At 38.5% G+C, this 25,747-nt stretch carries 27 protein-coding genes; 10 read left to right on the top strand and 17 right to left on the bottom strand.

Annotated elements, in window-relative coordinates:
* Window positions 1-166 precede the first annotated feature (166 nt).
* The 9 genes from hpf to RM545_RS16280 form a co-directional block, all read right to left on the bottom strand.
* The gene (hpf, locus tag RM545_RS16320) at window positions 167-469 is read right to left on the bottom strand and encodes a ribosome hibernation-promoting factor, HPF/YfiA family (protein ID WP_311496354.1); all 303 of its coding nucleotides are present in this window, start codon (window positions 467-469) and stop codon (window positions 167-169) included.
* Window positions 470-502: 33 nt separating this feature from the next.
* Window positions 503-1,393, bottom strand: a complete 891-nt coding sequence (locus RM545_RS16315) for a tyrosine-type recombinase/integrase (RefSeq protein ID WP_311496353.1) — start codon at window positions 1,391-1,393, stop codon at window positions 503-505.
* 148 nt (window positions 1,394-1,541) lie between these two features.
* Window positions 1,542-1,736 (bottom strand): 30S ribosomal protein S21, encoded by a 195-nt coding sequence (gene rpsU, locus RM545_RS16310; RefSeq protein WP_311483079.1) that lies wholly within the window; start codon window positions 1,734-1,736, stop codon window positions 1,542-1,544.
* Window positions 1,737-2,305: 569 nt separating this feature from the next.
* A complete protein-coding gene (locus RM545_RS16305) occupies window positions 2,306-3,475 on the bottom strand; it encodes an acyl-CoA dehydrogenase family protein (protein WP_311496355.1) in 1,170 nt (389 codons plus the stop codon).
* Window positions 3,476-3,568: 93 nt separating this feature from the next.
* Window positions 3,569-4,432 carry a ComEA family DNA-binding protein gene (locus RM545_RS16300; protein ID WP_311496352.1) on the bottom strand — a complete coding sequence of 288 codons (864 nt, stop codon included), beginning with the start codon at window positions 4,430-4,432 and terminating at the stop codon, window positions 3,569-3,571.
* A gap of 14 nt (window positions 4,433-4,446) precedes the next feature.
* Entirely contained in the window at window positions 4,447-6,525 is a 2,079-nt protein-coding gene (locus tag RM545_RS16295; protein WP_311496351.1) for an amino acid carrier protein, read from the bottom strand.
* 160 nt (window positions 6,526-6,685) lie between these two features.
* On the bottom strand, window positions 6,686-6,916 hold the full coding sequence (locus tag RM545_RS16290; RefSeq protein WP_311496350.1) for a PspC domain-containing protein: 231 nt from the start codon (window positions 6,914-6,916) through the stop codon (window positions 6,686-6,688).
* 22 nt (window positions 6,917-6,938) lie between these two features.
* Window positions 6,939-8,213: a DUF2851 family protein gene (locus RM545_RS16285; RefSeq protein ID WP_311496349.1), complete on the bottom strand. Its 1,275-nt coding sequence runs from the start codon at window positions 8,211-8,213 to the stop codon at window positions 6,939-6,941.
* A gap of 33 nt (window positions 8,214-8,246) precedes the next feature.
* Window positions 8,247-8,963 (bottom strand): SGNH/GDSL hydrolase family protein, encoded by a 717-nt coding sequence (locus tag RM545_RS16280; protein WP_311496348.1) that lies wholly within the window; start codon window positions 8,961-8,963, stop codon window positions 8,247-8,249.
* A 228-nt stretch (window positions 8,964-9,191) separates the two neighbouring features.
* Here RM545_RS16280 and RM545_RS16275 point away from each other — a divergent pair, with 228 nt between their 5' ends.
* Window positions 9,192-9,440 (top strand): hypothetical protein, encoded by a 249-nt coding sequence (locus RM545_RS16275; protein ID WP_311496347.1) that lies wholly within the window; start codon window positions 9,192-9,194, stop codon window positions 9,438-9,440.
* Window positions 9,437-9,817, top strand: a complete 381-nt coding sequence (locus RM545_RS16270) for a hypothetical protein (protein WP_311496346.1) — start codon at window positions 9,437-9,439, stop codon at window positions 9,815-9,817. Before RM545_RS16275 ends, RM545_RS16270 begins: the two co-directional genes overlap by 4 nt.
* Window positions 9,818-9,839: 22 nt before the next feature.
* Here the strand turns inward: RM545_RS16270 and RM545_RS16265 are convergent, their stop codons facing one another.
* Together RM545_RS16265 and RM545_RS16260 are read right to left on the bottom strand one after the other, a co-directional pair.
* On the bottom strand, window positions 9,840-10,847 hold the full coding sequence (locus RM545_RS16265; RefSeq protein ID WP_311496345.1) for a PLP-dependent cysteine synthase family protein: 1,008 nt from the start codon (window positions 10,845-10,847) through the stop codon (window positions 9,840-9,842).
* A gap of 103 nt (window positions 10,848-10,950) precedes the next feature.
* Window positions 10,951-12,183: an ABC transporter permease gene (locus RM545_RS16260; RefSeq protein ID WP_311496344.1), complete on the bottom strand. Its 1,233-nt coding sequence runs from the start codon at window positions 12,181-12,183 to the stop codon at window positions 10,951-10,953.
* A gap of 9 nt (window positions 12,184-12,192) precedes the next feature.
* Between RM545_RS16260 and RM545_RS16255 the strand changes: the two genes are divergently transcribed.
* Window positions 12,193-13,431 (top strand): exo-beta-N-acetylmuramidase NamZ family protein, encoded by a 1,239-nt coding sequence (locus tag RM545_RS16255; RefSeq protein ID WP_311496343.1) that lies wholly within the window; start codon window positions 12,193-12,195, stop codon window positions 13,429-13,431.
* Between the two features lie 111 nt (window positions 13,432-13,542).
* On the opposite strand, the gene RM545_RS16250 is transcribed toward RM545_RS16255, so the two are convergent.
* The 4 genes from RM545_RS16250 to RM545_RS16235 form a co-directional block, all read right to left on the bottom strand.
* Window positions 13,543-13,845, bottom strand: a complete 303-nt coding sequence (locus RM545_RS16250) for a helix-turn-helix domain-containing protein (RefSeq protein WP_311483067.1) — start codon at window positions 13,843-13,845, stop codon at window positions 13,543-13,545.
* A 43-nt stretch (window positions 13,846-13,888) separates the two neighbouring features.
* Window positions 13,889-14,230: a type II toxin-antitoxin system RelE/ParE family toxin gene (locus RM545_RS16245; RefSeq protein ID WP_311496342.1), complete on the bottom strand. Its 342-nt coding sequence runs from the start codon at window positions 14,228-14,230 to the stop codon at window positions 13,889-13,891.
* 128 nt (window positions 14,231-14,358) lie between these two features.
* Window positions 14,359-15,201 carry a thioredoxin fold domain-containing protein gene (locus RM545_RS16240; protein WP_311496341.1) on the bottom strand — a complete coding sequence of 281 codons (843 nt, stop codon included), beginning with the start codon at window positions 15,199-15,201 and terminating at the stop codon, window positions 14,359-14,361.
* Window positions 15,202-15,263: 62 nt separating this feature from the next.
* The gene (locus RM545_RS16235) at window positions 15,264-15,755 is read right to left on the bottom strand and encodes a YkgJ family cysteine cluster protein (protein WP_311496340.1); all 492 of its coding nucleotides are present in this window, start codon (window positions 15,753-15,755) and stop codon (window positions 15,264-15,266) included.
* 11 nt (window positions 15,756-15,766) lie between these two features.
* Between RM545_RS16235 and RM545_RS16230 the strand changes: the two genes are divergently transcribed.
* The gene (locus RM545_RS16230) at window positions 15,767-16,480 is read left to right on the top strand and encodes a class I SAM-dependent methyltransferase (protein ID WP_311496339.1); all 714 of its coding nucleotides are present in this window, start codon (window positions 15,767-15,769) and stop codon (window positions 16,478-16,480) included.
* Window positions 16,481-16,560: 80 nt separating this feature from the next.
* On the top strand, window positions 16,561-17,331 hold the full coding sequence (locus RM545_RS16225; RefSeq protein ID WP_311496338.1) for a hypothetical protein: 771 nt from the start codon (window positions 16,561-16,563) through the stop codon (window positions 17,329-17,331).
* A gap of 238 nt (window positions 17,332-17,569) precedes the next feature.
* On the opposite strand, the gene recQ is transcribed toward RM545_RS16225, so the two are convergent.
* The gene (gene recQ / locus RM545_RS16220; RefSeq protein ID WP_311496337.1) at window positions 17,570-19,768 is read right to left on the bottom strand and encodes a DNA helicase RecQ; all 2,199 of its coding nucleotides are present in this window, start codon (window positions 19,766-19,768) and stop codon (window positions 17,570-17,572) included.
* 83 nt (window positions 19,769-19,851) lie between these two features.
* Here recQ and RM545_RS16215 point away from each other — a divergent pair, with 83 nt between their 5' ends.
* From RM545_RS16215 to lptB, 4 genes are read left to right on the top strand one after another with little or no spacing between them, the layout of a single operon-like run.
* Window positions 19,852-20,817, top strand: coding sequence for a KpsF/GutQ family sugar-phosphate isomerase (locus tag RM545_RS16215; RefSeq protein ID WP_311496336.1), 966 nt, complete (start codon window positions 19,852-19,854; stop codon window positions 20,815-20,817).
* Window positions 20,817-21,668, top strand: a complete 852-nt coding sequence (gene tatC / locus RM545_RS16210) for a twin-arginine translocase subunit TatC (protein WP_311496335.1) — start codon at window positions 20,817-20,819, stop codon at window positions 21,666-21,668. The genes RM545_RS16215 and tatC overlap by 1 nt, the downstream gene beginning before the upstream one ends.
* The gene (locus tag RM545_RS16205) at window positions 21,658-22,014 is read left to right on the top strand and encodes a carboxymuconolactone decarboxylase family protein (protein ID WP_311496334.1); all 357 of its coding nucleotides are present in this window, start codon (window positions 21,658-21,660) and stop codon (window positions 22,012-22,014) included. Before tatC ends, RM545_RS16205 begins: the two co-directional genes overlap by 11 nt.
* A 45-nt stretch (window positions 22,015-22,059) precedes the next feature.
* Complete coding sequence (gene lptB / locus RM545_RS16200) at window positions 22,060-22,800, top strand: LPS export ABC transporter ATP-binding protein (RefSeq protein WP_311496333.1); 741 nt, start codon at window positions 22,060-22,062, stop codon at window positions 22,798-22,800.
* Window positions 22,801-22,895: 95 nt separating this feature from the next.
* Here the strand turns inward: lptB and RM545_RS16195 are convergent, their stop codons facing one another.
* Window positions 22,896-23,669, bottom strand: coding sequence for a CDP-alcohol phosphatidyltransferase family protein (locus tag RM545_RS16195; protein WP_311496332.1), 774 nt, complete (start codon window positions 23,667-23,669; stop codon window positions 22,896-22,898).
* Window positions 23,670-23,905: 236 nt separating this feature from the next.
* Here RM545_RS16195 and lnt point away from each other — a divergent pair, with 236 nt between their 5' ends.
* Window positions 23,906-25,492: an apolipoprotein N-acyltransferase gene (gene lnt / locus RM545_RS16190; RefSeq protein WP_311496331.1), complete on the top strand. Its 1,587-nt coding sequence runs from the start codon at window positions 23,906-23,908 to the stop codon at window positions 25,490-25,492.
* Window positions 25,493-25,747 lie beyond the last annotated feature (255 nt).

Raw genomic sequence — 25,747 nt, 5'->3', positions numbered from 1 at the left:
TGGAGGGACTCGAACCCACGACCTGCTGATTACAAATCAGCTGCTCTAGCCAGCTGAGCTACATCGGCCTTTCACTATTTTCTTCAATAAAAAAGTCCGCTATTTCTAACGGACTGCAAATGTAATTAAATTATTTATTTCTCAAAACATTTAAATAAAAAAATGCTTAAGCATGTGCACTCATTTTTTCTTTTTTCTTAATCAATTGCCGTTGCAGAGAACTCACACAATCATCTACACATTCTTCAAACCTCTTACAGGTCTTTTTCACCATTATATCGCCCCCGGGGATACTTAATAAAATTTCTGTTATCTTATTCTCCTTACCACTTGTATTCTGAACTTTCAGATATACATCTGCAAAGACGATCTTGTCATAATAATTTTCAAGCTTGTCCAGTTTCCTTTGGATAAAATCTACCAGTTTCTGATCAGCATTAAAATTGACGGATTGCACATTTACTTTCATCTCCTATAAAATTTAAGTTAAACATTAATTGGTTTAATCTTTTTTGTTCCTGGGATGAGCCAGTTGATGAACCTTAGATAACTCTGCAATATTATTATGAGTATAAATCTGAGTCGAAGCAAGGCTCGAATGACCCAAAAGTTCTTTTACAGCATTAAGATTAGCACCCTGATTCAATAAATGAGTAGCAAAGGAATGTCGCAGAATATGCGGGCTCCTCTTTAACTTACCAGAGACCTTACTAAAATAATTATTAATGAGTCGATAAACAAAACTTTCATAAAGTTTCTTGCCACTATCCGTCAATAAAAAATAACTAACTCCGGCAGCTCCCGCCACTGCTATTCTTTTCTCCAGGTAAGTTTCTATAGTCACCAGAACAGATGGCAATAAAGGCAAATACCGCTCTTTATTTCTCTTACCAAAAACCTTCAGCATTCGACTTCTAAGATCGACGTCCTCCAGCTTCAGTTCTATCAGTTCATTGCGCCTAATCCCTGTAGAGTAAAGAAGCTCCACGATTAATTTATCACGGATACTACTAAAATCATCAGCACCAACAGCATCCAGAACATTCTCCACCTCTATTTCTGAAAACGGAACCTGCACCTTTCCACCTGTCTTTAAAGCTCTATGCTTTGCCAGCGGAGAAAATTCAATTTGTTTTGTTTTAAGCAAAAACCTGTAGTAAGCTTTTAGGGAAGATATTTTACGATTAATACTACGGTTGGAAATCCCGCTATCGACCAGCTGCACAATCCAGCTTCGTATTTCCTGATAGCTTACCCCGGAGATATCCTCTTCTTCATATTCTGCAAGAACAAATTCTGAAAATGATTTCAGATCCTTTTTATAAGCCGTGACAGTATGAGCCGAATAATTCTTTTCAAGCTGAAGATAATCGATAAAGTGGGAATAGGACATAAAAAAACTGTTGGTAAACAAAGTTATAAAACTTTAATTTCCCAACAGTTCATATATTCATACCAAAGAAGCAGGACTTCAAAGGCTTTTAATCATTCCTTTCCAAGAGAAAGAAAAATGAGATAATTTCTGTTAAACAGAAGTTACTCTAGATCTCTTCCTGATCTCTTAGATGCTGAATATATTCAGCTTTCTGGATTTGAGCCCTACGTTCTACTGACGGCTTTGTGAAATGTTGACGGCTTCTCAACTGACGCATTGTTCCGGTTTTATCAAACTTTCTCTTAAAACGCTTCAGCGCTCTATCAATATTTTCTCCGTCTTTTACTGGTATTATTAACATAGTGTCACCTCCTTTCTTTAAAAATTATTTAAGGCTGCAAATATAGATCATTTATACAAACCCGCAATTATATTTTGTTTTATTTTCAGTCTTCTTTCCTAAAATATTATCAATGTAGAATTGAAAATTCCAACTGAAAGTGTACTAAAAAATCCTCCACGAGCTACTGGAGGTCGAAAATTGTCATTTTAGAGCACTCTCATTTATGTAGCAACTCTAAAGTACATCATCTGAATGCTGAATTCCAAATTTTGAATGAAAAAACTATTACACAACGACTTAGAGAACGCTTCAGGTCGAAAATTGTTATTTTAGAGCGCTCTCTTTAATAAAACGATTCCAAAAAACCTTATACTGAATGCTGAATTCCAAATCATGAATAAAAAAACTATTACAGTACGACTTAAGGGCTACTGCAGGTCGAAAATGGCAATTTTCATGCCCGTTCATTCTCCGAACTACGAGTTCCAAGCCTTCCATTTGTCTCGCTGCCGGCCTGTACTCCTTCTTATCGATTATCATTTTAGCAATAATTTCAAAAATATTTTTGCTAAAATGATTCTCAGAAGCTATTTCGTGGCTGGTTTGTACTCCTTCTTATCAATTATCATTTTAGCAATAATTTCTCTCAAAATTTCAGAGGTGCCGCCGCCTATTGGACCCAATCTGCTATCCCGGTAAAGCCTGGCAAGAGGATAATCTTCCATATAACCATATCCTCCAAGCATCTGCAATGATTCGTAAATTACTTTATCTGCAATCTTTGTCGATAATAGTTTAGACATACTAGCCTCTTTTACAACATATTGTCCCTGCCCCAGCCTTTTGGCTATTGAATAATTAAATTCTCTGCACATTTCAACTTCGCTGGCCATTTCTGCCATTGTGTGTCTTAAAGCCTGGAATTTATCGATGGTTCTTCCAAAAGCCTCTCTTTCCGACATGTAATTTATAGCATAATCCAGTGCATATTGAGCACGGGCATGAGCATTAACACCCATAATCAGTCGCTCCATGGCAAAATGCTGCATAATGTAAGAAAAACCTTTATCCTTTTCCCCCATTAAATTGGCTTCCGGTACCTCGACATTATCAAAAGCCAATTCTGCCGTATCAGAAGCGCGCCAACCCAGCTTGTTAAGTTTAGTTGCTGATATCCCGGGAGTATCACGATCTATTATAAAAATGCTCATCCCTTTATTCCCCTTCTCCGGACTTGTCTTAGCGGCCACTACCAGATAATCTGAATAAACTCCATTAGTAATAAAAGTTTTGGAGCCATTGATAACATAATTGGCTCCTTTCTTTACCGCGGTTGTTTTCATACCGGCCACATCAGATCCTCCAAAGGGTTCTGTAATACAAAGACAACCAATTTTGTCCCCCTCAATACTTGCAGTCAGATATTTCTCCTTTATCTCTTTGCTCCCTTCAGCATTAACATGAGTCATAGCTAAATAAGCATGTGCCCACATTGCCGCAGCGAAACCTCCCGAATCTATTTTCTGTAACTCCTCAAGAAAAATAACTGTATAAAAAATATCCAGATTAAGCCCCCCATATTCTTCCGGCTGGTTAAGACCAAAATAGCCCATTTCACCAAATTTCTTCCAGATAAACCTTTCAATAGTACCGGATTCTTCCCACTTATCTATATGCGGAACAACTTCCTTTTGAAGAAAGTCCTGAAAACTTTTTCTAAAAAGTTCATGCTCCTCTGTAAAATACATGTTATTCATATTTATCTTTTTCATAGTCTTAGCCTTAAAAATTTCGGACTAAATTCCTTATTCCTAATAAGCTGTGTACTTCTGGTTTCGTATTAACAAAAACTAATCCAGGGTCAAATATAATTTAATCCTGTCAATTTTATCTGATGGAAAACTTTCTATTTTGGATAACTCTTCAAAAGATGTTATTCCTTCGTGTAGCTGGCGATAATTGACAATTTCCCTTGCCAATTCATAATTAAAGTATGGAATTTCAGATAGTTCTATAACCTTTACCATGTTGATATTCTTCATAAGAAAATCCGGAGCCTCAATAACCCTGTATCTCCTAAGCAGATTTTCTCTTGCTTCATAATTGAGTCCATAGATATCCTTTAACTGAATATCATCCATAAATCCGCCAATTTTACTTCTATAATTGACAATACGTGCTGCCAGAACTTCCCCAATGCCATTCACCTCCATAAGTTCTTCTGCCGAAGCTGAATTAAGATCCTTTTTTGCAATATCCCTTTTCTCTACGGAAGCAATGCCGGAAGGATTTTTCTCCTGTACCCACGCCGGAAACTTAAAATAAGGAGAAATGTTTTCCAGCAAAGAATCTGAAACATCAGTTATCTTCTGAAAATCTTCAGCTGAATTTACCCATTTTCCTGATTCACGGAAACGTAACAACCGGTCAATTTCATCAGTTGACATTCCAAGGGTATAACCTTTATAGTCAGTTATATAATTCGGGTTAAACGGAAATATTCTAACGGTATCATTGAGGGAACTCACTAATTTTATCGAATCCAATCTCTCCTGATACACCCTTATTTCTTCCGAAGAAAGAGGCGCCTCTTCAGTATTAGAAGAAAATTTAACAGTATGGTAAATTATCTGAAGAAGGATAATTATACATACCAAAAGAAAAATCCCATTTTGCTGACTTCTATTGAAAACAAAATGGGATTTAAAATTCATTATGATATAAAAGCTTAGACGGTCTTAGGCTTTCCATCTTTAGTAAAGAGCTCTCCTGCCTTTAATTTCCTGAAGTATTCTTTCAAGTCTGTACGTACTTCACCAGACATTATATATAACCCTATAATATTAGGAAAAGACATTGCAAGAATCATCATATCTGAGAAGTTAAGGACAGCTCCCAAACTTACTGAAGCGCCAAGAACCACAAATACAAGGAAAAGAAGTTTATAAACCAGCTCGGTTCTCTTACTTTTTCCAAATAAATACGTCCAGGACCTCATCCCGTAGTATGACCATGAAATCATAGTTGAAAAAGCAAAAAGAAATACTGCCAAAGAAAGTACATAAGGAAACCAGGAAATTACACTTGCAAAAGCTTCAGATGTAAGCTGCGCTCCTCCTATTCCCTCTACCTCGTGCATTCCGGTAAATATAAGCACCAACGCCGTTAATGTACAAACCACAACGGTATCTATAAAAGGTTCCAGCAAGGCAACAAAACCTTCGGACGGCGGATTATTTGTTTTAGCGGTACTATGCGCAATAGCAGCAGAACCAACACCAGCCTCGTTAGAGAATGCAGCTCTCTGGAAACCCACTATCATAACTCCAATAACACCACCTTTTAAAGCAGATGGGCTAAAAGCACCATCAAAAATGGCGCTGAATGCAGGGCCAATATTTTCAATATTAATTCCAATCACAATTAAAGCTCCCAACACGTAAACACCGGCCATAAACGGTACAACCTTACCCGTTACGTTGGCGATACTTTTAATACCTCCAATAATTACCACCCCTACAAGAACAGCTACTACAATCCCAAACCAGAATCCATTTCCGGCAAGCCAGGAAAACTGACCTTCAAGAATTTCAAAAGACTGGTTGGCCTGGAACATGTTTCCGCCTCCAAAAGAAGCACCAATCCCCAGAATTGCAAAGAATCCCGCGAGGAATTTCCCAAGGCCTCTCATGTTTCGTTTTTCCAGCCCATAACGCAGGTAATTCATAGGACCTCCAAAAATTCTTCCTTCCGAATTGATAAAGCGGTATTTTACACCAAGAGTACACTCTACAAATTTTGAAGACATCCCTAATAAACCTGCAATGATCATCCAAAACGTCGCTCCGGCACCACCCAGTGATACCGCTACAGCAACACCTGCTATATTCCCCAGACCGACAGTAGCCGAAACCGCTGTTGTTAACGCCTGAAAATGGGTAATACTTCCGGGAGCATCGGGATCATCATATTTCCCCCTGGCAAGTTCCAGAGCATGTTTAAATCCGCGGAAATTGATGAAGCCCATTCTAATAGTAAAGAAAGCTGCTCCAAAAATAAGCCAAACCACAATAAAAGGAATGTCATTAGATTGAGGATCACCATTAGGGTGAGTCAGGATAACAGGCTCATCATATTCTATTTCTGCTAAATAATGCGCTCCTGTCTCTATTAGATCCTGAGTATTCTCATAATCATAGATAACATTTCCTTCGTTCACTAAATATTTTAGATTTCCACTGGCCTCGGCATAAACGTTTGTATCCCCTTCTTTAGTGGAGGTTACTACAGCAATCTGATCACCATTATTAACATGTTCACCTTCATCAATCAACCATTCTTTCAGGATGTATTTATTTTCAATGTTAGGCGTCCAACCTGGTGTGGCCACTTTTTTTACATCAGAGTAAACAATAGGATCATAAATTCCAATCGCAGAAAACGGATCCCAAAAAAGGATTTCCGTCATCTTATTTACAATCGGCACGAAAGTACCATTAAAATGTTCTGTTATCGCTTCAGCCTCTACACTGTAGTTTACAGTTCTCGTGTTATTATTACTGTCCGTAATTACAATTTTATAAGGGACTCCTTCCACAAGTCCCTCGGCGCGATTAGACTCCAGGGGCGTACTACGATTGGACCACTTGTAGGTATAGGGAGGAGTTCCTCCTGTTACGTCAAGAGCAATAAAACCGTCGTTAATAATATTTGTGGGATTTCCAATTTCGGCATCTACCTCAAGTTCCTGAGCAAATCCTGATAATAGTGGCAATAGAAGAATGAACGAAAGTAAGTACTTTCTCATATAGTCAATAAGGGTTTAGATAGTTATTTTTTTTCCGCGGAGCAAGATGCTAAAAAATTAACCCTTTTCAAATTATTACAAGTTAAATTCCAAAATTACTGTTAAAATAAATTTTCTAAAATCCCTGTCTTGCCGGGCCTTCTTCATTTAACTTTAGAAGCTATAAATCAAAAACAGAGGTGCGTTTGGTATATACCAGATCCTTGAGCCTTAGCCAAAAAGCAAGGGTGAGATAAAAAACGAACCCAATCCCCACAGTAAAAAAGGAGGCGTAAATAAAAAAAAGTCTTACGCTTTTTGCTCGCATACCTAATTTATCGGCAAGACGGGAAGAAACATAAAAACCATGTCTCTCGAAAAAATAGCGGATTTTATAAATAATGCTGCGCATGAAGCAAAAATAAAATTTATTTCTAATTAGTGCGCAAAAGATTTATCCCCAGTTCGCATTCCATACATTTATTTTTATCGCAGTAGTTCTTTTTTAAATGCAGCAGGGCCTGGGAATGGAGAGCATCTGCCGGAAGATCTGGTCTTAACTGGTAAAATTTTGAAACGACTCCATTTTCTTCAGCAAGTACTTTCCTGGCAATTTCTGCTACTTTGTCCACAGATCCACCCATTTTCTGCGCATAAACAAAACTAAAGGGAATAACGGTATTGATCAGGATCAAATTAATGAATTTTGGAGTGGTCTTCTTTCTCCTCGCGCGGTGTTCCCTACCAAAATTGTAGTGGGTAAGCCAGTACCCATCTACCTCTACCTGGAACTTCTTCACCAGCTTTAAAAGATCGGTAGGATGGGTTACTTCTTTAAACAAATTTTGTTCAGAAGCATAAATTTCTGCCAGTTGCACCAAACGAATAGTTGGAAAATTGTCAGGCCTGAGTCTAAAAAACTTTGGTTTTATGACTCCGGAATTGTCTAGTGAATACTTATGCTTGAGATACTGGTAAGTCTTTCTTAAGTCCTGAAAATACACATCTTCATATCCGCCTTCCAGTAATCCGGCCTGTCCTAAGAAAAGGGACTGCAAAGTATGTTTATTACTGATATTCTTCTTAACAATTTTGAAGTCAAAGCTCCCGGCCATATTTAGGAAAGCTTCTCCATTTATATTTAATCCGAAATTTTTCGCCAGTAACTGAAACAATACTGCCTCCCAATCATTTCCAGACTTCTCAAGAAGGTCTGTTATTAAAAATGCCCTTTCCTCCAGTCTTTCAAAATATAACCTTTCCAGCCAGTGCTCTACCTGAAACTGGTCAATTTCCGGAAATGATTTTTCACAATTTATCCAGTTTTTATTCTGGGAGTCAAGTAAATCATACTTTTCCAGAACAACTACATCTACCAATTTTTCTAACTCCAGAGTAGGAATCGGGGAGTCATCTCTTCGGAAGATATCTACATCATGTTCCCAGACCACGTGCAGAATTACGTTCTCATAATTTTCATCTCTTTCGTGCTGATGAGCGTACCAATCTGAAGATTTCAGATGAATTTCCACATTTCCGGCCCATAATTGATTTCCGATTTTTAGCCTGGCATTAAAAAAATCCGGACCTGAAAGTTGATTGTGAATACCAACTGCAGAGATTACAATTTCTTCCCCGTCTGTCGTCTTTGCCTCCAGGAAATCAAACTTTTTGAATTTCCAGAGATAATGTAAAAAATCTTCCCGCATCTACTAAAAGTAGACAAAATATCCTTCTGAAAATCAGTCGTCTATATTATTCGGAATTTTTTCTGCCACTTCACCAACAATATCTTCAACCCAATACCTATACATTAACCCACTGGGATGCAGGCCATCCTGAGCAACGAGATCCGGATCTCTCTCGGCTTCACGGGAGATAGGAGTAATATTATAAAAATCTACTTCATAATCTTCGGCAACCTGACGAAAGACAGCATTGTACTCGTCTATTTCTTCAGAAATAACTTCAGCATTTGGCTGTCCAAAAGGAGTTGCACCATAATCGGGAATGCTCAGAGCAAAAACTCCCTCTTCTCTGGTTTTACTGTGATTAATGGCTTTCCTGAACACCTCTCTTAGCTCTACTTCGTATTCATCAATAGGTTTATTCTGATATTGATTATTAACCCCAATAAGGATAGAAACTAAATCAAAATCCCGTTGTACATTCAGATCGTTCTCAATACCACGTAACAAATCCTGAGTAGTCCAGCCAGTTTTTGCAATGATTTTTGGCGGGGCAAATTTATATCCTCTTTCCCTTAAAGCTTCCACTAACTGCACCGGCCAACGCTCATCTATCGCTACGCTCTCACCAATTGTATAGGAATCACCTAACGCGAGGTAGCTGTAATCCATTTCAGCTGAATTTGAAATTTCCGGATTAGTTGTATCTGAAGTTGAATTACAGGAGACCAAAACGATTGCAACAAGCAAAAAAATAGTTATTCTTTTCATTGGAGGAATTTAAATACAAAATAACTTATTTTCCCTTAACTGAAAACTTTTTGATTTGGTTTTACTGAAAATAGCCTGGCTTTTAAATCCTGGCAACTCCCACCACTCCACTATTTTTCGAACTATCTTCAACAACAAGTTAAACTTCTTGTAAAACGAACAGATAGTTTTGAAAAAACTGCAAGCTTTGAGTATCTTTTACAGAATCATTTCACTTAAATAAAATCAATGGAAGATCCGGCAGAAAAAAGACATTTGAACAATCCTGATTCAGTTAAGGAGAGGGAGGAGACAATTGGTCGGGAAAGGTCCGGGCGTAAATCTGCCGCTTCTGGCGAAGAAACTAAGAAAACCTCATACAGAGATCATAAAAATCCAGTTATAAGGGCACTTTCAAGAACAGGTTACACTGTCTGGATCATTGTGATGGGCATTGGACTTTTGTTGGCGTTTATTGTTTCAGTAGCTTTGCTATGAGAATACTGCATGTATCCTTTTTAATATTTGTACTCGCTTTCCTGATCTTTGAAGTTCTTAAGCTTACCCAAGTCTCCCTTCCCGAATGGACCACATCCTATCTCAATGACTTTCTATGTATGCCGATTGTTCTTACGGTTTGCTTAAAAGCTGTTCATCATTTTAAAAAAGATTCTTCGATTACGCTAAGCCTGTCGCTAATTTTGATCCTCACTTCTTTTTATGCCGTGTATTTTGAATTGGTACTGCCGCAAATTAGTGACCGCTATACTGCTGATTTTATTGATGTGATCGTTTATTTCAGTGGTACATTTTTATTCTATTTTTTGCAGTACGTAAGTTTTCGAAAATCGGGAAGAAACAGAAAAGCTGCCTGAATTGGGCAGCTTCTTTAAATTCTTAGGAAATTTCATCTTCCACAGGGCCTTCTTCCAAGAAACCTTTTTCCCGCATCCAGTCGTCATTAAACATTTTCCCCACATAACGGCTTCCGTGATCATGGAATAATACCACTACCACATCATCTTTAGTGAAATGCTCTTTTAACTGAAGCAGCCCTTTTGCTGCTGCCCCTGCACTATTACCTAGAAAAAAGCCTTCTTCTTTTGCCAGTTTTTGAGTATAAACTGCGGCATCCTTATCGGTTACTTTTGTAAATCCGTCAATAATGCTGAAATCGACATTTTTAGGCAATATATCTTCACCAATTCCTTCAGTTACGTAAGGATAAATCTCATTTTTATCAAATTCTCCAGTTTCGTGGTACTTTTTGAATACCGAACCATAGGTATCTATTCCCCAGATTTTAATATTCGGATTTTTTTCTTTCAGGAACTTTCCAACTCCAGAAATAGTTCCTCCTGTCCCCACGCCAACAACAAAGTGTGTCACTTTACCATCAGTTTGTTTCCAGATCTCAGGCCCAGTGGTTTCGTAGTGAGCCTTGGTATTTGCAAGGTTATCATATTGATTCACGTACCAGGAATTCGGCGTTTCTTCCGCAAGTCTTTTTGAGGTAGAGTAATAAGACTGTGGATCATCTGGTGCTACATCTGTAGGGCAAACTACCACTTTACTTCCAACAGCTTTAAGAATATCAATTTTCTCCTTACTCTGCTTGTCTGAAAGCACACAAACCATCTTGTAACCTTTAACAATAGCAGCAAGTGCCAGTCCCATTCCGGTATTTCCAGATGTTCCTTCTATTATAGTTCCTCCGGGCTTCAGAAGTCCATTTGCTTCAGCTTCTTCCACCATCTTAAGCGCCATCCGGTCTTTAACGGAGTTTCCGGGATTAAAAGTTTCGTATTTGGCGAGTACAAGCGCATCAATATCCTTTGTGATTTTATTCATTTTCACCATTGGAGTATTGCCAATTGTACCCAGTATATTTTCTTTATAGTCCATGCTTTCTTTTTAACTCGGCAAAGGTAAATAATTGCACCCGAACCTGTATGTTTTGATTTTGAATCCGCAGAAAAATTAGCAAAATGTATTCCGAAATTCAGAATTATTCAAACTTCATGGCTTTAACCGGTGAAATTTTCGAAATAATTACTGAAGGTATGAGCAACATAAGCATACATAAAACAAGCGTCCCGAGATTAACTGCCAAAATATAATCCCAATTAAGATAAACAGGCACTTCGGTAACATAATAAGTGCGTGGATCCAGCGGAAAAAGCTTGAAATACTTCTGCAGTAAAAGCAAACCAATCCCTATAAGATTTCCCCAGAACAATCCCTGAAAAATAAGATAAGCTGCATTATAAAGAAAAATTTTCCTGATGATCCAATCTGTACTTCCCAAAGCCTTCAGCACGCCTATCATTTGCGTCCTTTCCAGGATTAAAACAAGCAGTGCGGTGATCATGTTAATACCTGCCACCAGGATCATAATCCCAATAATAAGTGCAATATTAAAGTCAAAAAGAGAAAGCCATTCAAAGATAGCGTAGTACTTCTGAGTGATCGTTTGCGTATCCAGGAAAGAGCCTGTATTTTCATAAACCTCGTTTCCCTTACGATCAATTTCATCAAAATTCTGGACGAAAACTTCAAAATTTCCGACCTCATCATCTTCCCATCGATTCAGGCGCTGAATATGCCTAATATCGGCAATCATATAAAGCTCATCAAATTCCTGGAAGCCGGAATCGTAAATCCCGGTGATTTTAAAAGCGCGCAGCAATGGGCGCTCATTATCTTCCCTTAAAAAATAAGTAGGCGCCTTATCTCCCACTTTAAGCTGAAGGCGATTCGCCAGATACTCCGAGATTAAAACTTCATCATTTAAGGTACTGTCAACAGTTGGCAATTCGCCCGTAACAAGAAATTCTCTGAAGTATTCCCACTTATAATCTTCGCCGACACCTTTAACGATTACCCCTTCAAAATCTGTCGCCGTACGAATAACGCCGAATTTTGTGGCGACGGCCTGAATATGGCTAATACCGTCTACTCTTCCAAAATTCGGATAAAAATCCTGATTTTTAGAAACCGGCTCCAGCGTAACCTGGGAACTGTTATTATCGTAGTTGGAAATATTGATATGACCGTTAAAAGCCGCGATTTTATCCCTGATCTTCTCCTGAAGCCCCAATCCCGTGGCAAAAGAAATCAACATCATAATAACACCAATAGCAATAGCGACCACAGCTATTTTCATTATAGGTGCAGAAATGCTACTTTTATACTTTTTGGTGCTAATAAGGCGTTTTACAACAAAAAACTCGAAATTCAAACCTGGTCTATGATTAAGAGGTTATTCAAAAGTACATTTTTATTCGTTCTTATTGCTTTTCTTTCCTGCGGAAACACAAACAATAAGCCGAAAATTGGCAAAAATAGGATGCCATCTAAAAAAGAAGAAAACGCCGCTTCTTCCGAAGAAATTGTTCTTGCTGCAAATAGTACGGCTACTTATTTGCCAATTCTCAAAGGAAAAAAAGTGGGAATTATTGGCAATCAAAGTTCACTTATAAGGAAAAATGAACGTGATTATGTTCATTTAGTGGATTCGCTGCTTGCTTTAAATGTGGATATTCAGAAAGTTTTTGCTCCGGAACATGGTTTTCGTGGAAATGCAGATGCAGGAGAGATGGTGAAGGACGGAAAAGATCCCAAAACCGGACTTCCTGTTGTTTCTCTCTACGGAAACAACAAAAAACCTTCTGCAGCACAACTTGAAGGTGTAGATATTCTTATTTTTGACCTTCAGGATGTTGGTGCCAGGTTCTACACTTACATTTCTTCACTTCATTATGTAATGGAAGCTGCCGCTGAAAATGACATTCCCATACTCGTTTTTGATCGTCCAAATCCTAACGGAAACTATATCGACGGACCAATTCTTGAACCTAAACATCAAAGTTTTGTGGGGATGCACCCGGTTCCCGTAGTTCACGGACTCACAATGGGTGAATATGCGAAAATGATCAATGGAGAGGGATGGCTTAAAAACGGTGTAAAAACAAATCTTCAGGTAATTGAAATGAAAAATTATGATCACTCGAAAAAATACAGCCTGCCGGTAAAACCTTCGCCTAATTTGCCAAATGAACAGGCTATTCAGCTTTATCCAAGCTTATGTTTTTTTGAAGGCACCAATGTTAATGCAGGACGCGGAACAGAAAAGCAATTTCAGGTTTATGGATCACCGTTTTTAAGCAAAGAGGTTTTTAATTTCAGCTACATGCCAGAATCAATGCCGGGTGCAAAAAATCCGAAGCATCTTGGGAAAAACTGCTTTGGAGAAGATCTCAGCAAAATTGAAGTTCCTGAAAAAATTAACCTGGAATGGCTTATCAAATCTTTCGAGAGTACTTCAGACAAATCTCAATTTTTCAATTCCTTCTTCACCAAACTTGCGGGTACAACAAAACTTCAGCAGCAAATAGAAAGCGGACTTTCAGCTGAAGAAATCAGGGAAAGCTGGAAAGAAGGGCTGGAAAATTTTCAGCAAAAAAGGGAGCAGTACTTGTTGTATTAACTCCCTTGTTTTGTTGTAGCGTAATAAATATCACTTATACTCTAACGCTCGAATTAACAATATCTCCACAATTGCAGCTTACATTTGCCACTAGAACTTTTTTACTTCATTTTAAACGTCAAGTGATAATTTTAAACTTCCGCCTAAACCTTCTCGAATTATTCTCATCAAGGTCGAGAGTCGGATATCGCTGGCATTATTTTCAATTCTCGAAATATAGTTTTTTGTCGTCCCTACTTTCTTTGCGAGTTGTTCTTGTGTCAGATGCTGTTTTTTTCTTGCTTCTTGAATTAAAACACCAATTTTATAAGTCTCAAATTCTTCCTGGAATTTGTCACGCGATTCAGTTCCGGATTTACCGTATTGTTCGTCCAAATGGTCATCAAATGATGTTATTCTTTTATCTGTTTTCATAACTCTAATATCGCATTGTAATATTGTTACCGCCTTCATTTTATTATTTCCCCTCCAAATATTCCTTTTTTAATCTTTCCGCTTTTTTAATTTCCTTTTTGCGTGTTTTCTGCGTTTTCTTTTGAAAACCGCTCAATAATATAATTAAATTACCCTCATCGAAAAAACAGAAAATGCGAAATATTCCGTTTCCTGCTGAAATTCGCACTTCCCACAAGCCGTCCGTATTTGTAAGATGTTTTAAAAATTTTTCTGGCACAATTCGAGTGGTTTTTAAAACCAAAAGTGTCCAGTCAATCTTCTTACGAACAGCGAGCGGCTGTTTTAAATAAAAATCCTTGAAATGATTCTTATAAAGTCCGATTTCTCGTTTAAATTCGTTCAATCCTGAGCGTCGTAAAGATTCAGTTCAAAGTTACCTAAAAAGGCAATGTTTTCCAACTCCATAAAACGAATTGTGATTTAGAAGATAAACCTTCAGTATTAATGGCAACTTTATGTAATTGCTAACAATTATATTTCTCCAAACAGAATTTTAGCTTTTTGGATAAACTCTTCACTAGTATCATGCTGGCTGAGATTTTCCTTCCATTTAGATCTTTTATCACTACCCATACCTTTTGAACTACAATATTTCAGGTAATAATAAAGACTTAGATTTTTATCCTTTATTTCCTCTGACTCAAAACTCTTCTCCAGGTTGCCTGCAACTTTATCATAATCTCCCGAATAGAGCATTGGCACAAACTCCAGTAGCTCAATTTGTTGACTTACCCAATCATAGTTAGACTGCTTCTTCTTTAGTAGTTTACCGGCGTCTTTTAAATATATTTCAGATAACTGAAGGATATTCCTCTGTACATCTCCCTCCAGGTAGAGGCTAAAATCCTGATATTTCCTTGCAAGCCGGAGGGCTGTATGGTATTTCTGACTCTTGAAGTAGGCAATAGATTCCATCTGCACGAAAGATGTCTGCAGAGAATAATCTTTTAAAAGCTGCGCCACCTGGGCCCTGGACATATATCCCTTGTTGTGAAACACCACATCACCATTCCCATTAAGAATAAAAATATCCGGAATTGCGCGTACCCCGTACTTCCTTGCCACATTCCTTTCGTGATCCATATCTATTTTTACGGGAACAAAATTTTGCATTAAAGCCTCAATTTCGGGATCACTCCAGGATTCCGCATCCATTGCTTTACACGGGGCGCACCAGGTTGCCCAAAAATCAACTAATATAAATTTATTGGTTCCCAAAGCAAGCTCCTTAGCATCTTCTAAAGACGTTAGCCAGTTTGCAGCATAGGTGTTAAAACTGAAAAGGATTATAATAAAAAATGTAATTTTCTTCATAAGAAATAGGACTTGTAGACAAAATAGAGTTTCTCCTTTTAACCTTCAAGGACTTAAGACATTTATTTCACCCTCGCCTTCATCTTCTCTACAATATTATATGCAGCAGGGCAAATCGCCGTATTTTTGATGGTGATATTGGAGATTTTATGAAAATCTTTGCGATCTGTATGAGGATATTCGCGACAGGCTTTTGGTCTTACATCATAAATTAGGCAATAATTATCTGGAGCGAGAAACGCACAGGGAACTTCCTGCAAAACGTAATCCTTATCCTCATCTACCCGCAAATATTGCTCAATAAACTGCTGCGGTTTCAGCTTTAGGTGCTTACTTATACGCTCAATATCTTTATTTGTAAAAAGTGGCCCGGTGGTTTTACAGCAATTTGCACAATCCAAACAATTTGTTTGAGCAAATTCCTCTTCATGCAACTCCTGCATCTGCCTGTCCAAATCCCTGGGTGGTTTCTTTCTAAGCCTGGAAAAAAACTTTTTATTTTCCTTATGCTTATCTTTGGCCTTTTCCGGGAGGTTATCTAAAATTTCCTGCATGCCGCAAAGATATGAATAACAATAAGAAAGATATATTCGGAAAGGCAATTTCGGCCTATTATCACCAGAAGGATGAAACTGATATTACCGTGCATTCGCCAGACTTTGATGATGATGTGATCCCCGTTCCTTACCTTTTCAGAAGTTTTAGTGAAATGCCGGAGTTAGAAAAAGCAGCTTTAAAAAATTGCCGCGGAAAAATTCTCGATGTTGGCTGTGGCGCAGGCAGTCATTCACTTTATCTTCAGAACAAAAAAAAGTTACAGGTTACTGCTATAGATACTTCTGAAGGTGCTATAGAAGTCTGTAAATTAAGAGGTGTGAAAGATGTGAGAACTACTGACTTCTTCGATTTAAAAGATGAAAAGTTTGAAACCATTCTTATGCTCATGAATGGCACCGGAATCATAGGAAATCTTAAGAACCTGAATTTTTTCTTCAAAAAAGTCGCTTCCATTTTAGATACCGGTGGGCAGCTACTTATCGACTCGTCAGACCTGAGTTTCTTACAGGACGTTGATGAAGAGGATTTCGGAAATAAATATATTGGGGAACTTCAGTTTCAATTAAGTTACAAAGGTGAAAAATCGGAACCTTTTGACTGGCTGTACATAGATTTTGATTCTCTGAAGCATATCGCAGATTACAACAACTTCGACTGTGAATTGTTAAAAAACGGACCTCATTACGATTATCTGGCCAGATTACAACCAAAGAAGAAGTAATTTTATAATTTAGGTGCCCAAAATATAAAGCAACAGGTTAGAAAATGCATTTTGAGAAGAAAAAATTTAATGCTACAAATTTGAAGATCAATAAATTTCTTCTCATCCTTTGCATTTTAAGCTTTACCATTTCCTGCAGTACAGAGGAGGAGGAACTTAGCGACAGAATAGACAAAAGTGTAAACTTGCGCGGATTAGGCGATTCGGCCAGGGAACTTTTGAGTGACGAGGAATTCAAATCCATGAATGTAGAAATGGTTTATGTGGAAGGGAATCAACCTGCAGAGGCCGCCCTTAACAGCTTTAAGTCTTTTCTCGAAAAGAGGACTTTTAAACCCGATGGCATCAATATTTCATTACGCGCCGTCCCTTCTTCTGGAAAAGCGCCTTTTTCTATTGAAGAAGTTGTTGAAATTGAGAAAGAAACCCGGACTGTTTATAACGCCGGCGATGAAATTGCAGTTTTTATTTATTTTGCTGACGGCAGCCATGAAAATGATGAAGACAACAAATTCACGCTGGGATCGGCTTATAGAAATACTTCAATGGTAATTTATGAAGAGACAATCAGAAACTTTTCTTCCGGGTTCGGCTCCCCGTCCAGGAGCACTGTTGAAGCTGCAGTATTAAATCATGAGTTTGGCCATTTGTTGGGATTGGTTAATATCGGAACAGAACCACAATCTGACCATGCAGATCCCGAAAATGACGGGCATTGTAACACTTCAGGCTGTTTAATGCGGGCTTCCATAGAATTTGGAAGTGGAATCCTGAATTTAATTGATGAAAATGGTGTTCCGGAACTGGACGCGGAGTGTATTCGTGACCTGCAGTCTAACGGAGGTCGATAATTGACAATTTTGGCATCATTTTTTTTTAAAAAATCTGCGTTAATCGGCGTCATCTGCGGGAAAATTTTATTGAATATGTAGTGTAAAGCCGATAATTGACAATTTTGAGGTCGCACTTTTTTCAGAAGCTTTCAGTTTACAGGATCGATAATTGCCATTTTTTGGGTCGAGCTTTAAAAAGATTGAACTTTTCACTCTTCACTTGAAACTTTTCACGCTTCACTTTTCACTCAAAAAACTAATTTGCAACTTCGCTTATAAATTTAATGCGATAAAGCCGCAACTCCTCATCGTCATAATCACCATCAAACTCTTCTAAAGCATCGTCGATCTTATCAGTTTCAGCTTCAAGGAAATATTCGTGAATTTCTTCCTGCTGGTCTTCATCTAAAATATCCTGAAGATAATAATCAATGTTCAGCTTGGTGCCGCTGTACACAATGGCTTCCATTTCCTTAATAAACTCGTCCATGGTCATTCCTTTAGCAGAAGCAATGTCGTCTAATGGCAATTTTCGATCTACGTTTTGGATGATATAGAGTTTGAGCGCGGAATTAGCCCCGGTAGATTTCACCACGAGATCATCTGGTCGCGTAATATCATTTTCTTCTACGTACCTCTCAATCAGCTGAACAAAATCTTTTCCGTATTTCTTAGCTTTCCCTTCTCCTACCCCAAAGATATTTTCTAATTCTTTTATGCTCACAGGATATTTAAGAGCCATGTCTTCCAACGACGGATCCTGAAAAATGACAAATGGAGGCAGCTCCATTTTTTTGGCAATTTTCTTCCTGAGATCCTTCAGCATTTTTACAAGTTGCTGATCTACCGCTCCGCCTGTCTTTTTTGATGCTGAAGGTACCGCCTCTGTAGTACTGTCAAAAATATGATCTTCAGTCATCATAAAAGATGAGGGCTCCTGAAGATATTTTTCCCCTTCCGGAGTAACTTTTATAACTCCGTAAGTTTCAATGTCCTTTTTAAGATAACCCTTAACGAGCGCCTGCCTGGTAAGCGCCATCCAAAATTTGCTATCCTTATAACTTCCTTTCCCAAAAAGAGGATGTTCATCTGTTCGATGTGACGAAATTATAGCATTAGCTTTTCCCTGTAAGGTTTTTACAAGGTCTTTCGCTTTGTAAAGTTCTTTGGTTTCTTTTACTGTTTTGAGTAACAGCGCTACCTCGTCCTTCGCCTCTACCTGCTTTTTAGGATACCGCACATTGTCGTCCATAGTACCACCTTCCCCTGTTTCCTGATCAAATTCTTCCCCAAAATAGTGTAGAATAAATTTTCTCCTGGAAATAGAAGTTTCAGCATAAGCAACAATCTCCTGTAAAAGAGCATGACCAATCTCCTGTTCTGCAACAGGCTTGCCACTCATAAACTTCTCCAGCTTTTCAATGTCTTTATAGGAATAAAATGCCAGACAGTGCCCTTCTCCCCCATCACGACCGGCACGACCGGTTTCCTGATAGTAGCTTTCTATACTTTTTGGAATATCGTGATGAATCACAAACCGGACATCGGGCTTATCAATTCCCATCCCAAAAGCTATCGTGGCCACCACCACATCGATATCTTCCATCAGGAACATGTCCTGATGCCTGGACCTGGTTTTGGCTTCAAGGCCGGCATGATACGGTACTGCGCTTATTCCGTTAACCTGAAGTGTCTGCGCAAGTTCTTCAACTTTCTTCCTGCTAAGACAGTAGATGATTCCCGATTTTCCTTCGTTTTGCTTTACAAAACGAATAATATCGGCATCGACATTTTTGGTCTTCGGTCTTACTTCGTAATATAAATTAGGCCGGTTAAAACTGGCTTTAAATGTTTTGGCATCTGTAATTCCAAGGTTTTTCAGAATATCTTCCTGCACCTTTGGAGTTGCTGTGGCCGTAAGGGCGATAATTGGAATATTATCACCTATACGCTTTATAATACTCCTAAGGTTGCGATATTCAGGTCTGAAATCATGTCCCCATTCACTGATACAATGCGCTTCATCTATCGCTAAAAAAGAAACTGTCTGCCCTCTCAGGAATTCTACATAATCCTCTTTAGTCAGGGATTCGGGAGCTACATAAAGTAACTTGGTTATTCCGTTGCTAATATCTTCTTTAACCTGCTTAACTTCGGTCTTATTGAGAGAAGAGTTTAGAACGTGGGCCACTCCGTGTTCTGAAGAAATTCCGCGAATTGCGTCTACCTGATTTTTCATTAAAGCGATTAATGGGGAAACCACAATCGCCGTTCCATCGGCAATAAGCGCCGGAAGCTGGTAACACAAAGATTTCCCTCCACCCGTTGGCATTACCACAAATGTATCCTTTCCTTTTACGATACTGGTAATTACTTGTTCCTGAAGCCCTTTAAACTGACTAAATCCAAAATATTTCTTCAGCTCCTGATGTAAATCAATTTCCGTCAAACTCATTCAATTGTCTTACAATTTTATATACATTTGCAATACTAAATATACATATTTCTTTAGTACCTACAATTCATAACTCATCTAATTTGAAACTTCAAGAGAAAATTCTTACAGCTGCAAAAGAGACTATTTCCATCGAAGCCAAAGCAATTGCTAATTTAGAAAACTTACTGGATGATGAATTTGTAAAGGCTGTAGAAAACATATACAATTCTAAAGGAAGGGTTATTGTTACCGGCATAGGGAAAAGTGCTGTTATTGGGACCAAGATTGTCGCCACGCTTAACTCTACAGGGACCCCTGCAGTGTTTATGCATGCAGGCGATGCCATTCACGGCGATCTGGGAACCATCCAGAAAGAAGATGTGGTACTTTGTATCTCCAAAAGTGGCAACAGCCCCGAAATAAAGGTTCTGGTACCATTCATTAAGAATTTCAACAATACGCTTATTGCGATTACCGGAGATAAATCTTCTTTTCTGGGACAGGCAGCAGATTATGTCCTCAACTCTTATGTAGAAAAAGAAGCCTGCCCGAACAATCTTGCACCAACAACAAGTACCACTGCCCAACTGGTAATGGGCGATGCAGTGGCAATTTGTCTTTTGAAGCTGAAAGGATTTTCAAGAAAAGATTTCGCCAAGTACCATCCCGGTGGTTCGCTGGGCAAAAAATTATACTTGCGTGTAGGCGACATTACGGTTCAAAATCTAAAGCCACAAGTTTCTCCTGAAAGTAACCTCACAGAGGTTATTCTTGAAATTTCTGAAAAGATGCTGGGCGTAACTGCAGTTATTGAAAATGAGAAAATTGTTGGTATAATTACAGATGGTGATATCAGGAGAATGATTAGAAATAATGAAGAAATTAAAGGCCTTACTGCAAAAGATATAATGAGTGCAAACCCAAAACTTATTGATCATAACTCATTAGCGGTCGATGCTCTCGAAATTATACAGGAAAATAAAATTTCCCAGTTACTTGCCGCTGAAAATGGAAGGTACACCGGTGTGGTACACCTTCATAACTTAATTCGCGAAGGAATCTTATAATGAAGAAAATAGCTCCCCCTCAACCTGAACAGGAACATGAAATGTCTTTCCTGGATCATCTCGAAGATTTAAGGTGGCACCTTATAAGGGCAACACTTGCTGTACTAATTGCTGCTGCTGCTGCTTTTTTGGCAAAGAGTTTTATTTTTGATGTCCTGCTTTTTGGACCCAGCAAAGGTAGCTTTTTCTCCTACGATATGCTTTGCAAAATTTCCACTTTTATAGGGATAGACGGCGGATTTTGCTTTGATGACATGCCCTTCAGGATACAAAGTAGAACCATGGGCGGACAGTTTTCAGCACACGTCTGGACCTCGATAACTGCAGGTTTTATAGTTGCATTTCCATATATAATCTATGAATTCTGGAAATTTGTAGCTCCGGCCATGCATGATTATGAAAGAAAAAATGCCAAAGGATTTATTTTCATTTCCTCTCTGCTCTTCTTTATTGGAGTATTGTTCGGATACTATGTAGTAACTCCTCTATCCATAAATTTCCTCGGAAAATACCAGGTAAGCGAAACTGTTTTTAACGATTTTGACCTAAGTAGTTATATAAGCCTTGTAAGAGCTTCGGTTCTCGCGAGTGGTCTCATTTTTGAACTACCTATCGTCATTTATTTCCTTACAAAAGTAGGGGTGGTAACTCCTGATTTCCTTAGGAAGTATAGAAAATATGCCCTTGTTATTGTATTAATACTTTCCGCGGTTATTACCCCACCAGATATTGTAAGCCAGGTAATTGTAGCCATTCCGGTGCTTATCCTGTACGAGGTTAGTATCTTCATCTCCAAGGTGATTTACAAAAGAGAATTAAAAAATCTAAAGAAAAAAGAAAATGCCAAATAAAGTAGAAGAATTCAATGCTTACCGCCAGCAAATGAATGATAAGATCCTGAATGAGAATAATAAAATTCTTAAACGGATCTTTAACCTCGATACCAACGCCTTCGCAGAAGGAGGAGCTTTGGATAAGAAAACAAAGGAACTGTTGGGTTTGGTTGCTTCTGTAGTTTTAAGATGTGACGATTGCGTAAAATACCACCTGGAATCCAGCTATAAACAAGGCGTGGCCCGCGAAGAAGTAATGGAAACTTTAAGCATCGGGACCCTGATTGGGGGAACTATTGTAATTCCTCATTTACGAAGAGCTTTTGAATACTGGGAAGCGCTGGAAGAAGCCAAAGAAGAATAAACTTTTGATATAGTTAGTGCTTCAATCAGGATTAAATAATCAGAAATGAAATTACGCGCCGAAAAGTTAGTAAAGACATACAAAGGAAGAGCTGTTGTTAAAGGGATTTCCGTGGAAGTAAACCAGGGAGAAATTGTTGGTTTATTAGGCCCTAACGGGGCAGGAAAGACTACTTCTTTTTATATGATTGTAGGATTAATTAAACCAAATAGCGGCAATATATTTTTAGACAAAGCCGATATTACGAAGTATCCTATGTACAAGCGGGCGCAAAATGGTATAGGATATCTGGCACAGGAGGCTTCTGTTTTTAGAAAATTGAGTATTGAAGACAATATAATGAGCGTTTTGGAGCTCACTTCTTTATCTAAAAAAGAGCGACAATTGAAGATGGAATCGCTTATTGAAGAGTTCGGTTTAGGACATATCCGCACAAACCGGGGCGACCTTTTAAGTGGTGGAGAACGGCGGCGGACGGAAATAGCCCGCGCTCTTGCAACCGACCCAAAGTTTATACTGCTGGATGAACCGTTTGCCGGTGTGGATCCTGTGGCAGTTGAAGATATCCAAAGAATTGTAGCTCAGCTGAAAAATAAAAATATCGGGATTCTAATTACCGACCATAACGTACAGGAAACCCTCGCGATTACCGACCGTACTTATCTTATGTTCGAAGGAAATATTTTAAAGCACGGGCAACCTGAAGAACTGGCTGCAGATGAAATGGTGAGAAAGGTTTACCTGGGCAAAAACTTCGAATTACGGAAAAAGAAAATTTTTGACTAAATCAGTTATCAGAATATCAGAGGTACGCCAGCAATTTTTCGTTAAGAAATTTCTTCACAATTTGTTTAAGTAACGACTTTTACTTTTCACTTTTTTCAGTACTCCACTTCCTTCTCCTTCTTCTGATCACCAAAAATTAGTGAAAGCAGTACATAGCTAATAATAATTACCGGTACAGCAGCAAACTGAAGAAAAATAACAAGCAACAGGCAAAGTATAATAAAGATATACCTGACTTTGTTATTCTTAAATGACCAGTCAGAAAATTTAAGTGCAAATAATTTTACTTCAGCATTTAAAAGATAACAACTCAACAATGTTAAACCTATTAAAAACCATTCATTTAAAATTAAAGAAGAGACAATTTCACCGGGCTGAAAGGAAAGTATGAGCGGCAAACTCAGTATAAGAAGTGCGTTGGCAGGTGTAGGAAGTCCGATAAAGGAATCGGTTTGCCTGTCGTCTACATTAAATTTTGCTAATCGGTAAGCAGATGCAAGGGTAATTAAAAGACCTATTAAAGCCAAATTATTAAAGTTCCATTCCAGAATAGTATCGTCTACATTCCATTCGGTAGAAGTTCCGCTGCTGGTATTTGGAAGGGCAATATTCAGCATTTGATACATCACGATCCCCGGAACAACACCACTGGTTACAGCATCTGCCAAAGAATCCAGCTGAAGTCCCACTTCACTTTTCACATCCAGAGCACGCGCCGCGAGACCATCAAAAAAGTCAAAAAATATGCCCAGCGCAACAAAAACAGCAGCCATAATCAGACTGCCCTGTACAGCAAAAATAACAGCGATACTACCGCTTAACAGGTTAAGAAGAGTTATAATGTTGGGGACGTGCCTTTTCAAATCCATAGAAATTTTTATATGAAGATACTAAAGTAAGCATTATTGGCAAGAGGAACTGTCATAAATAAGAGCACCCTAAAAATGGCACTTATTGACCTTCAGAAATTGGAATCACATTGGCACATCTTCTGTGTTAGATTCTTTGCTATACAAGTGCATGAATAACTCGCTGTTTGTTATTTTTGAATGCATTTACTGTATTACTTTTAGAAATTGTCCATTTTAGCTTAACAACAAAAAACATGAAGAATATTTTACTGGCGATTTTAAGCGGAATTATACTCGCAATGGGATGGCCAACATACGGCTTTCCGTTTCTATTGTTTGTTGCTTTTGTGCCTCTTATGTTTGCCGAATTTAAAATCCGGAATTTTTCCAGTTACAGTAAGCTAAAGACTTTTGGAGTAGCCTATCTCACTTTCTTTATCTGGAACCTCATCACTACTTACTGGATATATTTTTCCACCCCTTTTGGCGGTGCCTTCGCTATTCTCGCCAATTCATTGCTGATGAGTGTGGTTTTTCTTCTTTACCATGTGGTTGCCAAAAGAACCAATTTTACCGCAGCTTCTTCTTTCCTTGTCAGTATCTGGATCGTTTTTGAAAAAATTCATTTAAACTGGGATTTTTCGTGGCCATGGCTAAACCTGGGAAATGGCTTTTCAGAATATCACAATCTTATTCAATGGTATGAGTATACGGGTACTTTTGGCGGTACTTTGTGGATCTGGCTGGTAAATATTGCTGCATTTAAAGCAGTTTTACTTTACCGGGAATTTGAAGATAAAGCAGTTATTTACCGCGGAATATTTAAAACCAGCCTTCTGCTAATTATTCCAATTTCCGTCTCCTACATTATCCGGTACAATTATGAAATGCCGGAAAGGTCTTTGGAAGCAGTAGTGCTTCAGCCAAATATAAATCCGTATACTGAAAAATATAACACCAATGACGCCCGTATTGCAACCTTGCTCACAGATATAGCCGAAGAGAAAACCACGGAATCTACTGCACTACTTGTTGCGCCTGAAACTGTTTTTGCAGATGGCACGGTGCTACAGGAATTCGGAAATTCTGAAGCAGCTTATTTCGGCCGGCAGATCGTCCGGAAGTACGATAATTTGAATTTTTTAGGAGGCGTTTCTTTTTATCAGCGGTTCAGTGATCCTGCCCAGGTGCGACGACAAAGCAACCAACTGGGTCCAAATGACTGGTATGATGATTATAATTCGGCATTTTTGATAAGTGATGGTGAATCGCAGCTCTACCACAAGTCGAAGCTCGTGGTCGGCGTCGAAAATTTTCCTTATCAGAGTTTTTTAAAGCCCATTTTAGGTGATGTAATGATCGATTTAGGCGGAACAGTCGCTATGAAGACCACTCAGCCTGAGCGGGAAGTTTTTCAGCTTGATAATGGCGCTTTTACGGCACCTATCATTTGCTATGAATCTGTTTATGGGGAGTATGTTACCGGCTATGTACGAAATGGAGCCGAATTTCTTACTATTATAACTAATGATGCCTGGTGGGGCGACACCCAGGGTCATGAGCAACATCTTAGTTATGCCAAATTAAGGGCAATCGAAACCCGAAAGTCAGTTGTGAGAAGTGCCAACACCGGAATTTCAGCGTTTATTGATCCGTTGGGTGATGTTGGCAAAACTTTGGAGTACGAAAAACGCGGAAGCATAAAATCAGACGTACTGCTCAATGATGAAAAAACTTTCTATGTGAAATACGGGGATTACATCTCCAGGGTCGCACAATTCCTGGCGCTTTTCATCTTTCTTTTTGCTATGGTAAAGTATAAAAGGCACCGGCCGGCGTGAGTTCGTCTATTGCTTGTTGTTTGTTGTTTGTTGTTCAGAGTTTAGTTTTAAAACAAAGTTTCGGTAATGGATTAAATGATTCGAGACATTACTCCGGTTGCGAGTTAAAAGTAATAAACTGAAGAAGAGGTAGACATTGCGAAAACTACTGGTTCATTGAAGTTACTAGTCCCCCTGAGCCTGTCGAAGGATGGATTTCTACGGACTTTTTCTTACTGAAGTAACAAACAGCCTGGGGACGACATTCGTTTCCCA

This window comes from Autumnicola lenta (assembly GCF_031846515.1).
Taxonomy (GTDB): Bacteria; Bacteroidota; Bacteroidia; order Flavobacteriales; family Flavobacteriaceae; genus Autumnicola; species Autumnicola lenta.
The sequence above is the reverse complement of the archived record's forward strand: the minus strand, read 5'-3'. Positions and strand labels throughout refer to the sequence as shown.

Bases quoted from the DNA above. Each gene is read 5' to 3' on its own strand.
- RM545_RS16250 (WP_311483067.1), bottom strand. From the start codon at position 13,845: ATGAAAACAGATAAAAGAATAACATCATTTGATGACCATTTGGACGAA.
- RM545_RS16285 (WP_311496349.1), bottom strand. From the start codon at position 8,213: ATGCGGGAAGATTTTTTACATTATCTCTGGAAATTCAAAAAGTTTGAT.
- RM545_RS16265 (WP_311496345.1), bottom strand. From the start codon at position 10,847: ATGGACTATAAAGAAAATATACTGGGTACAATTGGCAATACTCCAATG.
- RM545_RS16235 (WP_311496340.1), bottom strand. From the start codon at position 15,755: ATGCAGGAAATTTTAGATAACCTCCCGGAAAAGGCCAAAGATAAGCAT.
- RM545_RS16305 (WP_311496355.1), bottom strand. From the start codon at position 3,475: ATGAATAACATGTATTTTACAGAGGAGCATGAACTTTTTAGAAAAAGT.
- RM545_RS16275 (WP_311496347.1), top strand. From the start codon at position 9,192: ATGGAAGATCCGGCAGAAAAAAGACATTTGAACAATCCTGATTCAGTT.
- rpsU (WP_311483079.1), bottom strand. From the start codon at position 1,736: ATGTTAATAATACCAGTAAAAGACGGAGAAAATATTGATAGAGCGCTG.
- RM545_RS16270 (WP_311496346.1), top strand. From the start codon at position 9,437: ATGAGAATACTGCATGTATCCTTTTTAATATTTGTACTCGCTTTCCTG.
- RM545_RS16255 (WP_311496343.1), top strand. From the start codon at position 12,193: ATGATTAAGAGGTTATTCAAAAGTACATTTTTATTCGTTCTTATTGCT.
- RM545_RS16315 (WP_311496353.1), bottom strand. From the start codon at position 1,393: ATGTCCTATTCCCACTTTATCGATTATCTTCAGCTTGAAAAGAATTAT.
- tatC (WP_311496335.1), top strand. From the start codon at position 20,817: ATGAAGAAAATAGCTCCCCCTCAACCTGAACAGGAACATGAAATGTCT.
- RM545_RS16290 (WP_311496350.1), bottom strand. From the start codon at position 6,916: ATGCGCAGCATTATTTATAAAATCCGCTATTTTTTCGAGAGACATGGT.
- lnt (WP_311496331.1), top strand. From the start codon at position 23,906: ATGAAGAATATTTTACTGGCGATTTTAAGCGGAATTATACTCGCAATG.
- RM545_RS16300 (WP_311496352.1), bottom strand. From the start codon at position 4,432: ATGAATTTTAAATCCCATTTTGTTTTCAATAGAAGTCAGCAAAATGGG.
- RM545_RS16240 (WP_311496341.1), bottom strand. From the start codon at position 15,201: ATGAAGAAAATTACATTTTTTATTATAATCCTTTTCAGTTTTAACACC.
- lptB (WP_311496333.1), top strand. From the start codon at position 22,060: ATGAAATTACGCGCCGAAAAGTTAGTAAAGACATACAAAGGAAGAGCT.
- RM545_RS16230 (WP_311496339.1), top strand. From the start codon at position 15,767: ATGAATAACAATAAGAAAGATATATTCGGAAAGGCAATTTCGGCCTAT.
- RM545_RS16295 (WP_311496351.1), bottom strand. From the start codon at position 6,525: ATGAGAAAGTACTTACTTTCGTTCATTCTTCTATTGCCACTATTATCA.
- hpf (WP_311496354.1), bottom strand. From the start codon at position 469: ATGAAAGTAAATGTGCAATCCGTCAATTTTAATGCTGATCAGAAACTG.
- RM545_RS16195 (WP_311496332.1), bottom strand. From the start codon at position 23,669: ATGGATTTGAAAAGGCACGTCCCCAACATTATAACTCTTCTTAACCTG.
- RM545_RS16205 (WP_311496334.1), top strand. From the start codon at position 21,658: ATGCCAAATAAAGTAGAAGAATTCAATGCTTACCGCCAGCAAATGAAT.
- RM545_RS16280 (WP_311496348.1), bottom strand. From the start codon at position 8,963: ATGAAAAGAATAACTATTTTTTTGCTTGTTGCAATCGTTTTGGTCTCC.
- recQ (WP_311496337.1), bottom strand. From the start codon at position 19,768: ATGAGTTTGACGGAAATTGATTTACATCAGGAGCTGAAGAAATATTTT.